Below are 12,278 nucleotides of genomic sequence, written 5' to 3'. Positions count from 1 at the left end.
GGAGGTTTCACCTACACATGGGTCATCTACACGTCTGACGAGGCCGCCACGCACGAACGAAATGTGCAACCTCGCAAGCTCGCGGCTGATCTCGGTCTGTTCCTACTAGACCTGATGCCGGACAAATGCCGAGTGTCCGGCACCCGCGATTCGCGAGCGAAGTCTGAGGTGAGCAAGCGACTGACAGAGGCGGGCGGCAACGCCGAAGCCGTCGACACCAGGATCGGCGACAGACTCGAGCTTTGGTCCAGAGGCGAGGTTCCCAGCAGCGGAACTCTCATCAGCCCAGGTGTACCGGTCGCCAATGCGTGGCCCGGCGGGGGTGACACCTCACCCACGAATCTCAACTAATATTTCCGCTGATCGCTTGGGAAGCAGAGTCCGGCTTGCCGCTCAGCGGGACGGGCAGGTGACCATCGGATCGGTGTCGCCCAGGATCTGCCGGCGTTCGGTGTCCGAGAAGGTTCGCCCGCCCAGGAGGTGGCAGGTGGTGTCCCGCCATCGGTCGGGGGAGAGGGGCCAGCGACTGACGCCCGTTGAGGTGACGATCAGTGCGGGCCCCCCGTCCCGCGTGTAGGCGAGGGCGGGAATGGACGGCAGGTGTACAGGCTGCCCGGTCTGCTCGCCGCGTGCGAGGTTCCACCGTATGACAACTCCGTCTTCCGCGGATGACGCGAGTTCGCCGGCGTCCGGGTTGAAAGTCAGCGCGACGACCTTCTCGTCGTGACCTATCAGAGCCGGTCGCGCCTGCGGTACGCCGTCGTGGAGATCCCACAGTACGACGCGTCGGTCGTCGCCTCCGGTGGCGAGGAGCTTGCCGTCGGGGCTGATCGCGACGGCGCTGGTGGGTCCGTCGCCATGCGCCGGATAGGTCCGAACGTTCTCCGAATCGCCAACGGCCGTGCCGCTGAGAGCCGTGGTGTCGACGACAGCCAGCCGACCGTTCGCCAGGGCCAGGTAGAGACGTTCTCCACCGGCGGTTCCGGCGACGACGGTCGAGCCGAGTCGCGCGCCGGTCAGCAGCGTGAGTGGTTGCCCGTTCCCGAACACGGTCGTCCGACCGTCCCGCTCGACAACGACAACCTGCGGATCGGTCGTGAGGGAATCTACGAAGGCGATCGCGACCGGTGTGGTCCGGACCGAACCTAGTACCTTCAGCTCAGGACCGAGGAAGATCTGACCCGTGGGTGATGCCAGTGCCCAGGTCTGGTCTCGGGCGACGAGGATCCCGTCGCTCGCGGTGGCTGCGAGTTGCGTGACCTGGTTCTGCCCGTTCAGGGTCCAGGCGCCGTCCGGTCCGGTGACGACCAGCCCGCCGTCGCTCAGCGCTGCGACGTTGTCGATGCGCCGGTCGGCCAGAGCGGGCGGGTCGAACGCGGTTTCGGTGTGGAATGACCAGGATGTGATGCGGCCGGTTTCATCGACGACGTTCGCGGTACCGATACCGGTGCCCAGGGCGAGTGCCGCCGGGTCGGCGGGGTCGCCGAGCGCTGGCAGGCTGGCGAGTTCTGCGCCGGGTCTGTCGTCGCCGGTTGTGAGGACGGCCAGACTTCCGTTCGCGCCGGCCGCGAGCCACCGCAACGAGCTGGAGCGGTCGGCCCGTGGTGACTGGGGCAGGGGTGCGAGAGCGACGCCGGCCTCCTCGTCGCTGAACGCACGGGTCTGCCACTGTGGCGCCTCTTCCGTCAGCCGCGACACTCGCAGAATCCCCAGCGTGTCCAAGGTCGCGACCTCGTCCTGGGCGAGCGCGACGGACGTCACGCGTGACGCATCCTGTGCCACGGAAATCGTCCGTACGCCACGTTGCCCCCCGAGACTGATGATCTGCAGTTGCGCAACGTCGCCATCGTTCAGCAGTACGGCGAGCCGCCCGTTGTCGATCGCCGCATCGGCGACCGTACCGCTGAGGCGCAGTTGCCGCGTCACGACGCAGCCGCCGCTCGTCGTGCCGAGGCGAACGGCTGTCGACGGTGAACCGGCCTGGTCGGCCGACAGCGCGGCCCAGGTCCGGCCATTCGGCGTGAGCCGGACATCACTGGCCCCTCCGGGGATTCGGCACCGCCACGCGTCCGATCCGAAGGATCTGATGCGCACCGCCTCAACATCTGCCACTGCGACCGTCGAGCCATCGGCCGAGATTGTCACGGTGTTCACCGAGGCGTTGTCTTTCAGGACCTGCTGACCGGCAGCGGCATCCCAGTCGATCGAGTTCCCCTCGGTGTCCCTCACGACTGCCCGCGCCCCGGCGGCGCTGAACGCGCCTTCCGCGAGTCGCGCGGGTATCTGCTGGTAGCGCCGCGGACCCGCTCCCCGGGTCAGGGCCACGAACGGCGCGTTCACCGCTCGCGGATCGCCGCCGCGGGCGGCCGCCTCGAGCGCGAGCAGCAGTGAGAGGTCCGGTCGCATGCGTTGCGCTGACTCGGACTCACCGACGAGGCGCAGAGCATCCGTCGTACGCCGAGCCTCGTTCGCCACACCGACCTGTCGGAACAGGAGGACCGCGAAGACTGTCACGACGGCTGCCACTGCGGCGAGTATCGGGGTGGCGACGGTCAAAGTACGCCTTCTGCGTCGCTGATGGGTCGCCGCGTTGAGGTACTGACCAAGCTCCGGTGATACGTCGTCCGGATGGCGCTTGCGCCACTCGTTGGCCCGCTCCAAACGCGCTCCGGTCAGGCTGACCACACCGCCGCCGGCGCTCGCCCAGTGCTCGGCCTCCCGACGCAGCCGGCTGCGGAGCACCAGGTCGCCGCGTTGCTCGTCGACTGCGTTCGCCAGTGCGGGCCAAGCCGTAAACACGACCTCGTGGACGGCCGTGATGATTTCGACCGGCTCGACGTACCGCTTCTCGTCGGGCGCCGGTGTGCGCAGATCGCGGATCACCAGGCGATGGCGCTCGAACACCTCGAACAGGCGGCGCAGGGTTGGGGAGAGCGAGGCGACTTCCTGCTCCGTGCGGACCACGTTGCCGCGGTCGTCCAGTTCGGCCAGTCGCAAGAAGGCCTGGATGACTTGCTCGTCGGTCATGCCAAGTTCGGACCGCGCCTGTGCCGCCGCGAGCCCGGCGCGGCGCTCGATGACGCGCTCGACCGGACCTACCAACTCGTAGCGCGCTTTGTCGATTGTTGCCGGGTGCACCCTGGAGTGGCCTTCGGCCAGTTCCTCGAGCAGAGCGGCGAGCAGCGGCAGAGCTCTGCCGTCACCGGTGTCGTCGAGAATCGCTTCCACCAGCTGGCGCGGCTCGAACGTGATGCCGGCTTCCTTGGCCGGGCCAAGGATGACGTCGCGCAGACCGTCGCGGTCCAGTGGCCGGACCCAGATGGGCTTGGACGAGCTGATCGCGGAGAAGCGCTGATCCTTGCCCCAGGCATCCATCGAGGCACTGCGCAGTGCCACCAGGAGGGTGAGCCGATCCCGGTCGACGTCCTTGAGCTGATCCAGCAGATCGGTGGTTCGCTGCGGGTCGTCAACCGTCAACAGGTCCTCGGCTTGATCGATGAACGCAACCACCCGGTCGCCGTGCACGGTCAGGCGATCCACCGCGTCCGCGATCCCGCGCGGCGCAGTACTGATTCGGTCAGGGTCCAGCGCCGGATCCCGTGCGGCCAGCGCGAAGGCGAAACGACCCAGCGGATTCTGCCCCGGTTCGATCGGCGGGAGCACGATGATCTTCTTGCGTCGCTCGAGCCGCGCCAGCACGCCGGCGCGCAGCAGCGAGGACTTTCCGCTTCCAGAGGCACCCACCACCAGGATCGGTGCGGGTTTCGGGCCGAACACGCGATGCATGAGGTCGTCGATCTCGTCCTCGCGTCCGAAGAACACCGGCGCGTACTCGGCGGTCAGCCGGAACAGGCCGGGGTAGGGAGACCGGTTGGGATCCCAGGCCCCTCTGTCGGACGGCCCGAAGCCGGCCTTCTCGAGATCGTCCAGCAGGTGCGGCACGATGTCCGACACCGACCGTGCGGCCGGCAGCACCTGCCGCGCGGCCAGCACGGGGTGGACGCCCACTTCGGACCGCGACACCTGTACGACGTGCTTTCGCCGGGCCACCGCGACGGACAGCTCTGTGTGGCACCACGGCGAGGCGAGCGACGCTACCGACGCCAGGAAAACGACGATGTCGGACCGCTCGATGTTGCGGTGCAACTCGTCCGCCCAGAGCGTCCCGGCCGGGATTCCGCCGTCTGGATCAGTGTCCAGGAACACCTGGTATCCGGCGCGCTGCAGAGACTTCTGCAACTGCTTCGCCGGTACCCGGTCGACGTGCGCGTAACTGAGGAATAGCCCCGACATCGCTGACCACTGCTCAAGGAATGACGGTGATCGTGAATGGGACGTCCTTGCTGCTGCCGGCGATGTTCACCGGTCCGGCCCGGGCGAACATGGAGCAGGTGTATCCCGGCGGGTCAGGCTTCGCCAGCGTGACCGTGACGTTGTAGCTCCGGGTGTCGGGGGCCGAGTAGCCGCTAACAGGGGCCTGGCCACCGCTACATCTGTTGGCCTCATTGCCCTGTTCGTTGACGTAGACGGTGTAAGCGGCACCTGAAAGCTCTCGGACGTGCACCGTGACCTGGTTGGTCGTCGACCAGGAGATCTTGGGAACGGGGTCCAGGTGGACGTCGAACGTTGGGTACCACACCTTGATCAACGCCCGCTTCGGTGTCGCAGCCGGACGCCCACCGGAAGCCTGGATGAGACAGGCGGCGTAGAGGGCTGGTGGTGCGGCGTCGCCCGGAACGTTCGGGTTGACCACCCTGAGGCGGCCGTCGGCGATGAAACACTGTCCGTCAGCAAGGCTCCCCGGACCACCGCGAACGACCGAGTACTGGATCGGGCCTTTCGGCGTGATCGTGGCTCCGATCTCCATCGGATGACGTCTGAACTCGATCGTTTTGTCGGCGAACGAGATGACCGGTACGACCGGGCGATCCGTGGTCGTGGTGGTCGTCGTACCGGTCGTGGGTCTCCGGCTCGTCGTGGTCGAGCTACCCGACTTGGTCGAGCCACTGGTCTTCACCGAGCCGGTGGATCCGGTGGGGTCTCCGGTGCTCGGATCACTGCTTGCAGCGGTCGAGGCTCCTGCATCAAGGGAGTAGCTGGTCGCGCCGCTGCCTGTCGCCGAGGTTCTTGAACCGGCCGGTGACGTAGGTGGCTGGGAATTCTGTGGCACGGTCACGCGGGGCGTCGTCGTACCCGCCGTCGACGTCCGCGGCGGGGTAGGTGCCGCGTTGTCCTGGGGCGGCCGTTCGGTCCCGCAGCTAGGCAGCAACAGGACGATCACCAAGGCAAACGCCGTGCGATGCGCTTTCGGCAATCCCCCCATGGCAGGCTCCCCTCCGAATTAGAAACCCATCTCCTGGCGCGGGCGGCAATGGAATGAGCTGCAGTCATCTGCGCATCCGATGAATCGACGGAACAACAACGCACAATTGATGGGGTTTGTCAGGGATTGACGGTGATCGTGAACTTGGCCGACTCGCGGCCCCCGCCGGAGATGTCCTGTGGTCCGGCGAACGCCGTCATGTTGCAGGTGTAGGAGGTGTTGCCTGGGTTCGCCAGGGTCACCGGGATGTCCAGGTGCAGGGCGCCGGGAGCCATCGGGCCGTCCGGCGCGGGCGAACTGCACTCGTCGGAGAGAGACAACGTCAGGTAGTACGCGGCTCCGGAATATTCGTGGACCCGCACGGTGACAGTCTTGTGTTCGGACCAGTCCACCGGGTCGACGGGGTCCACATGGACGTCGAAGATCGGGTACCCGATGTGGATCGAAGCCTGCTGCGGCTTCACGGCGTCAGACTGTGGTGAGGACGCCTTGACCAGACAGGTGGTTGGCAGGGAGGGCGAGATCTTGTCCCGTTCGGCCGGGGTTAGGTTCGGCCTCCAGAGTTTCAGCAGGCCCCCGACGATGTGGCACTGCTCGTCGTTCTCGGTTCCGGCCACGCCGTGGACAATGTCGTACTGGATCGGGCCCTTGGGGGTGATCCGGGCGCCGAGAGTGACACCCCGCCGCCGGAAGGTGATGCTCTTGTTCGGGAAGGTGATAACCGGGACCACCTTCGTGCTGGGTGTCCGGGTGTGACCGCCACCATCGGTTGCCGGAGAGGATCCGGTGCGCGTGGGTCTGGACGTGACCGGGGTCGACGGGAGTTGGATCGTCGAGGTCGGCGGCGTAGTGCTCTGCGGGCCCGTCGTACTCGGAGTTGTCGTCGGTGTCGTCGTACCGGGTATCGCGCTCGACGCCGACGGTGGGCTCGGTGCGGCGTCGTCCTGGGCGCCCCCTTCGGCGCCGCAGGCCGACAGCAGCAATGCGCCCGCGAGCGCCGTCGAAAGCGTTCTATACAATCTTAATTCCCCCACGGCCGGCTCCCCTCCGGATAACAATAAGTATACCAATTCGTACACAGGAACTCCATTGGGTTTTCGCGCCGCAAACATCCGCTTGATTTGAGAATCGGGGTGCGAAATTCCGGCTCGCGTGAGGCACGGTGACGGTCAGGACTGGTTGGCGACCGGGGGCCGGGACCGTTCGATCCCGCTGTGGGACCGAAGAAGGGCTGCGCCCGTCGGCCTACGTCTCGTGAACCGCTGAGAATCGCGGGGCTAGCTGGAGGAGCGGGAGGCTCGCCACATGGTGTGTTCGCGGCTGATGGCTTCTTCGGTGTCGGCGACGAGTTGGGGCCACTCGGTATCGCTCGTGCACCGTTCGAGCGCGGCGCGGGCGATGGACAGCTCCTGACTGGCGTAGGTGTACGCGCGTTGCAGGTTCTCGTGCTGCCGGATGCCGAGCCAGGCCGCGCCGGCGCCGACGAAGGCCGCGATGATGCCACCGGCATCGATCGGGATCAGGTCGCTCGCGCGTCCGAACGCGAAGAACACACCGAGGCCTTCGGCCGCGATCAGGGCCGTACGCCATTGAGTCGATCGCTTGCGGCTGAGCAGGGCCTTAGTGCGGTACCAGTTCAGTTGCACGTCGATACGGTCGCGCAGGTACACACTTCGACGGTCGTGCAGATCAAGTCCCCGGACGTGTTCCATCGCATTACTGATCGGTGGTTTGTTCGACGGATAGATGTCGGTCTTGGGGCCGTCGTCCAGCAGGCGATGGAGGTCGGCAAGGTAGCGGTCCTCGGCAGTGGCATCGGTCTTGAGGTACGGCGCCGCTCCGACTGCGAAGCGCCACGCCATCGTCTTCGCCGATTCCGCGAACGCGCGACCGTCGTACCACCGCCGTTCGGGTTTCCTCGCCCAGAGCCACGCTTCCGCGCAGAGTACACCGAGGAAGAGGCCGGCGACTGCGATGGCGAGACCGCGCGGCCCGGAGAACGCACTGACGACAGCCGCACTAGCCGCCAAGCCGAGCTTGATGCCGCTGGCGACGACGAAGTAGCGCTGTCCTTCCAAGGAGGCCTTGTCCCCGGCGTCGTGAAGTCCCGGCAGGTCGTCGTCGGTGATCGTCCCTGCGGAGCTGCTCTTAGGTACCGTCAAGGGATCCTCCCCGTGATGCCACGACCGACCAACGGGTTGAACGGCGGGTCTTGACCCGACGGCGAGGTCAGCGCAGTTTCATGACACCACCAGACACCAGTTGTCGCCAGATGGCTTCGAAAGGAAACCTGTGACGAAAGTCGGAGTGTCTGGCCATCGGGGACTTCCTGCGACTGCAGTGACGCAGGCGCGGCGGGATCTCCGGCAGTTGCTTGGTAGCTTGCCTGCCCCCGCCCTTGGGCTGAGCAGCTTGGCAATTGGCGCTGATCAACTGTTCGCCGAGCTGACCCTGGAGCTCGGAGGCGTGTTGCATGCGATCATCCCGGCTGCGGACTTCGAGGCGACGTTCGCGCCGCGGGATCAGGAGCGGTACCTGGACCTGCTGTCGCAAGCCGATGAAGTGACAGTGCTCGACTTCCTGCAGTCGACCGACGAGGCGTACAACGCGGCGGGTCGCTTCATCGTCGATCACTGCGACATTCTGTTCGCGGTCTGGGACGGCCGGCCCGCTCGTGGACAGGGAGGCACGGGCGACGCCGTCGCTTATGCGCGCACTGTGGGCCGCGAGGTGCTGATCTCCTGGCCGCCTGGCGTCCAGCGTGATTGATCAAGTTCCGTCAAACGTTTGAAGCTTCCCGCCGGGAATTGCTGCATGCAAAGCATCCGGCATGGCGGGAGCATGTGTGGGCGTGCCAGAGTGGAGCAGGGCGTCTTGGACGCTTTGGGGGCAGGGGGCGCACTATGGATGGGTCACGGCTGTTGCTGCTCGGCCGCTTCTCGTGCGAGCGGCAGGGGAGGCCGGTCGAGACGCCGGTCGGCATGCAGCGGTTGATTGCGTTCCTGGGGCTGCGCGGGCCGTCGCACCGGTGCTTGATTGCGGGTTCCTTGTGGCCTGAGGTGCCTGAACAGCAGGCGTTGGCCAGCTTGCGTACGGCCGTTTGGCGGACGAAACGTTCGGCGCCTGGTCTGCTCGAGGCGGACGGCAACGCGATGCACCTGTCGGCCACCGTCTGGGTGGACAGCGCCGCGCTGGAACGAGTCGTCAGCCTGGTGCTCGACTCGCAACAGGCCGCCGACTCAGATGTCGGGATCCTCTGTCAGCCTGAGCTTCTCTGCGGCTGGTACGACGACTGGGTCGTCGTCGAACGGGAGCGCCTGAATCAGTTGCGGTTGCACGCGCTCGAGGTCGCAGCGCAGCGGTTCATCGAGAAGCAACGACTTGATCTGGCATTACGCCTCGCGTTGGAGGCGGTTCGGACCGAGCCACTGCGTGAGACCGCGAACGCGGTCCTGATGTCTGTCTATCTCGCCGAGGGCAATGCGTCGGACGCAATACGGCAGTACGGGATGTTTCGCACGCTGCTCCGACGCGAGCTGGGCCTGGAACCGTCGCCGCGGTTGGCCAGGCTGCTGCCCGATCGCAGCAGCGTGTTGACGCCGACGTGACGGCCGGGACGGTGAATGGGTGCTGTGGATACAGAGAGGCATCCGGGTGATCTCGTCGTGGTCCGCCTATGGACGGAGGCTGGGGGCAGGGTCCGGATGCGCGTGACCACCTCGACACGCCTGCGCCAGGAGCCGGTGAAGACGCAGACCGTCACCAGCCGCGACGGAGTAGTCGAACTGGTCGAGGCTTGGCTGGACGAGGTGCTCGGGCCGGTGACGCGCGGGTGACGGGGCGTGGGGTTGGCTCGGGATCCAGCATTTAGTGCACCGCGTTCGGGGACTGGGTCCTTCGACACTCCGGTGAAAGGGGAGACGGCATGCTCGACGCCGACGCGACGTCAGCTGTCTCACAGACGCCGACTCCTCTTCCCGGCTTCCTGGCCTTCCGTCGCCTCGACCTCCTGCTCTCCTGTGCTGTGACCGCGGCGCGTCAACGGTACGGACCGGGTGCCGCCGCCGACGACTATCGTGGCCTGTATCTCACGGCTGAGCAGGTGGAGCTGTCCCTGGCCCGTCCACCGGGGGAGCCGATCGCCGGGATGGCCGACCTCGGCGCCGACCTGCCGTCCTGGCGCGAGGTGGCCACTGACAGCCCTCGTTGGAGCTGGCTTCGGGACACCTATGGACTGACTGACCTCGAGCTCGACGTCGTGTTGATCGCCCTGGGGCCGGACGTCGATCTGCGGTACGAGCGTTTGTACGGCTACCTCCAGGACGACGTGTCGGCGCGCCGTCCGACCGTCAATCTCGCGCTCGATCTGCTGACGGTGTCGCCGCAGCAGCGGATCGCCGCACTCGGACGGTTCGGTCCCGAGGCACCGCTGATCGCCAACGGGCTGCTCGGGATCAGAACCGACGAGCGGTCTGCGGACGGCCCGCTGATCGCGCACCGGATCGCCGTGGACCCGCAGATCGTGTCGGCCTTGATCGGACAGGACGGCCTCGACCCGCGACTGGCGTCGTTCTGCCGCACGGTGCCGGCGATGCCTGATCTGGACCCGTCGGATGCCGAAGAGCTGGTCACACCCCTCGCCGCTCTGGTGGCTGGGGCGCTGAACCGTCGCCCACTGCGGCTGTCCTTCAGCGGGCCGCCGGGCAGCGGCCGCCAGCGGACAGCGAAACTTGTCGCGGCGCGCCTCGGGATTCCGCTGCTCGTGGTCGACCTACTGGGGCTGGTCGGCGAATCCGCCGAGGTGCCTGAGCGGCTTCGGCTGGTGTTCCGCGAGGCCGCGATGCGCGGCTCGCTAGCGTATCTCGAGAACGTCGACATGCCCCAGGCAGGGACTGCACAGCTGGCTGCCGCCCTCGCGGACTTCCAGGGGGCGGTCGTGTTGGCGACGAGGGACCACTGGGTACCGACAGCGGCGGACGCTCCGCTCGGGGTGCTCGACGTGCCGTTCCGGCTGCCCGGGGCAGCTCGCCGCCGGCGCCTCTGGGATGACGCCTTGCGTGCTGCCGGAGTACGTGCAGATGACCGCGACGTGGCCGCGGTCGCACAGCGCTTCCGTCTGTCGGCCGGGCAGATTGAGGACGCCGCCCTTTCCGCCGCGACCGGCGCTGTCCTGCGAGCGTGCGGCGACGAACCTCGCGCTGCCGGCGACGAGCCCTGGCTTCGCGCGCCGGATCTGTACGCCGCCGGACGGCGAGCAGGCGGTCGGGCCCTGGAAGCGCTCGCCAGGCGGATCGTGCCAACCCGTGCCTGGTCCGACCTCGTCCTGCCTGACCACGCCCTCGGGCAGTTGCGCGAGTTGGCTGCCAGGGTCGAGTACCGCGACGAGGTCATGGAGACATGGGGCTTCAACGCGAAGTTGTCCACCGGTAAGGGCAACGCCGCCTTGTTCGCCGGACCTCCTGGGACCGGCAAGACCCTGGCCGCCGAGGTGATCGCCGCCGAGCTCGGCCTCGACCTCTTCACGATCGATCTGTCCAGCGTGGTGAGCAAGTACATCGGGGAGACGGAGAAGAATCTCGAGCGGGTGTTCATCGCCGCTGCCGACACCGACGCCATCCTGTTCTTCGACGAGGCGGACGCGCTGTTCGGCAAGCGCTCGGAGATACGAGACTCGCACGACCGCTACGCCAACCTGGAGATCGCCTTTCTGCTGCAGCGGATGGAGCGCTACGACGGGCTCGCCGTACTCGCGACGAACGTGCGGCACCACTTGGACGATGCCTTCGTCCGGCGGTTGCAGGTGGTCGTGGAGTTCCCGTTCCCAGACGTCCCCGAGCGCCGTCGCATCTGGCAGGCATGCCTGCCACCGGAGGCACCGCTGGCGGCGGACGTGGACGTCGATCTGCTGGCGCGGCACAGGCTGTGCGGCGGCAACATCAAGAACATCGTGCTCGCCGCCGCGTTCCTCGCGGCCGCTGAGGGTACGCCGATCGGCATGGACCAACTGTTCGCGGCAACCCGGCGCGAGCACGAGAAGATGGGCAAGGTAGCAACCGATCCCTCCCCCTGACCGAGACACATCGACGCGCACACGATCGGTCGAGGATGCACGAGCTGAGGGAGGGGGAGATGTTCGACGATCTCGACGCCAGCCTGGCCGCGACGCTGGACGACCCGGCGGCACCGGCGCCGGTACGCAGCGCGGACGTGAGCTTCGCGGTACCGGACAAGAGCTTCGCTCCGTCCCAGGCGACGCTCAATCTCTTCCTGCATGAGGTGGAGGAGAACCGCGCGCTGCGTGACGACACACCAGTGACGGAACGCGTTGCCCAGGGGTATCTGACTCGAAGGCCTGCTGTCCGGGTCGATTGCACCTACCTCATCACAGCCTGGTCCACGAAGACCGGTGGTCTGCAGTCCGCCGAGGAGCACCAGATTCTCGGCCTGACACTGCAGTGGCTCTGCAGGTTCCCGGTGCTGGACGCGGGACATCTGCAAGGGCTTCTGCAGTCCCCGCCTCAGCCGTACCCCGTGACGATCAATGTTGCCCAGCGGCGTGAGGGACAGTCCATCGGTGAGTTCTGGACGGCTCTGGGAATCGCCCCGCGGCCTGCGTTATCCCTGACCGTGACGCTGGCAACGGTCCCGTTCCCCGAGAGTCGCACCGACCCGCAGGTCACTGCCGTGCAGCTGCGCGGCGGACTGGTCGGCGACCCTGTGCTGCGCGGGCGAGTGCTGACCAGTGCGCTCGACGCAGTTCCGGCCGCCACCGTCCAGTTGATGGAGGCCGGCCTCAGCACCGGTGTCGATGCGCTGGGTGGCTTCAGTTTCACCGACGTCCCTTTCGGCGCCTACACCCTCACAGTTCAAACGACCGGGAACGCCGACACCACACGGCACGTCGACTACGCGGCCGACGCGCAGGTACACGACGTCATCCTGACCGGGCCCTGAC

The 12,278-nt window shown here is 67.0% G+C and carries 10 protein-coding genes; 6 read left to right on the top strand and 4 right to left on the bottom strand.

Annotation, left to right across the window (positions count from 1 at the left end; all coding sequences use genetic code 11):
• Window positions 1–393: 393 nt before the first annotated feature.
• Together ACLJOO_RS30895 and ACLJOO_RS30890 are read right to left on the bottom strand one after the other, a co-directional pair.
• Window positions 394–4,293, bottom strand: a complete 3,900-nt coding sequence (locus tag ACLJOO_RS30895) for a TIR domain-containing protein (protein WP_410791041.1) — start codon at window positions 4,291–4,293, stop codon at window positions 394–396.
• Window positions 4,294–4,306: 13 nt separating this feature from the next.
• Window positions 4,307–4,867 (bottom strand): hypothetical protein, encoded by a 561-nt coding sequence (locus ACLJOO_RS30890; RefSeq protein WP_410791040.1) that lies wholly within the window; start codon window positions 4,865–4,867, stop codon window positions 4,307–4,309.
• A gap of 40 nt (window positions 4,868–4,907) precedes the next feature.
• Between ACLJOO_RS30890 and ACLJOO_RS30885 the strand changes: the two genes are divergently transcribed.
• On the top strand, window positions 4,908–5,096 hold the full coding sequence (locus ACLJOO_RS30885) for a hypothetical protein (protein WP_410791039.1): 189 nt from the start codon (window positions 4,908–4,910) through the stop codon (window positions 5,094–5,096).
• Window positions 5,097–5,442: 346 nt separating this feature from the next.
• Here ACLJOO_RS30885 and ACLJOO_RS30880 read toward each other — a convergent pair whose 3' ends face one another.
• Together ACLJOO_RS30880 and ACLJOO_RS30875 are read right to left on the bottom strand one after the other, a co-directional pair.
• Complete coding sequence (locus ACLJOO_RS30880) at window positions 5,443–6,342, bottom strand: hypothetical protein (protein ID WP_410791038.1); 900 nt, start codon at window positions 6,340–6,342, stop codon at window positions 5,443–5,445.
• 258 nt (window positions 6,343–6,600) lie between these two features.
• Window positions 6,601–7,485, bottom strand: a complete 885-nt coding sequence (locus tag ACLJOO_RS30875; RefSeq protein WP_410791037.1) for a DUF4231 domain-containing protein — start codon at window positions 7,483–7,485, stop codon at window positions 6,601–6,603.
• Window positions 7,486–7,735: 250 nt separating this feature from the next.
• On the opposite strand from ACLJOO_RS30875, the gene ACLJOO_RS30870 reads away from it, so the two are divergent.
• From ACLJOO_RS30870 to ACLJOO_RS30850, 5 genes are all read left to right on the top strand, one after another.
• Window positions 7,736–8,092 (top strand): hypothetical protein, encoded by a 357-nt coding sequence (locus tag ACLJOO_RS30870; RefSeq protein ID WP_410791036.1) that lies wholly within the window; start codon window positions 7,736–7,738, stop codon window positions 8,090–8,092.
• A 134-nt stretch (window positions 8,093–8,226) separates the two neighbouring features.
• Window positions 8,227–8,931 (top strand): AfsR/SARP family transcriptional regulator, encoded by a 705-nt coding sequence (locus tag ACLJOO_RS30865; RefSeq protein WP_410791034.1) that lies wholly within the window; start codon window positions 8,227–8,229, stop codon window positions 8,929–8,931.
• Window positions 8,932–9,033: 102 nt separating this feature from the next.
• Window positions 9,034–9,159: a hypothetical protein gene (locus tag ACLJOO_RS30860; RefSeq protein ID WP_410791033.1), complete on the top strand. Its 126-nt coding sequence runs from the start codon at window positions 9,034–9,036 to the stop codon at window positions 9,157–9,159.
• An 89-nt stretch (window positions 9,160–9,248) separates the two neighbouring features.
• Window positions 9,249–11,393 (top strand): ATP-binding protein, encoded by a 2,145-nt coding sequence (locus tag ACLJOO_RS30855; protein WP_410791032.1) that lies wholly within the window; start codon window positions 9,249–9,251, stop codon window positions 11,391–11,393.
• Window positions 11,394–11,452: 59 nt separating this feature from the next.
• The gene (locus tag ACLJOO_RS30850; RefSeq protein WP_410791031.1) at window positions 11,453–12,277 is read left to right on the top strand and encodes a Pvc16 family protein; all 825 of its coding nucleotides are present in this window, start codon (window positions 11,453–11,455) and stop codon (window positions 12,275–12,277) included.
• The last annotated feature ends 1 nt before the right edge of the window (window position 12,278 follow it).

This window comes from Kribbella sp. C-35 (assembly GCF_046549195.1).
In the GTDB taxonomy this organism is placed as follows: Bacteria; Actinomycetota; Actinomycetes; order Propionibacteriales; family Kribbellaceae; genus Kribbella.
Note: the sequence above shows the minus strand (reverse complement) of the source record. Positions and strands in the feature narration are given on the sequence as shown.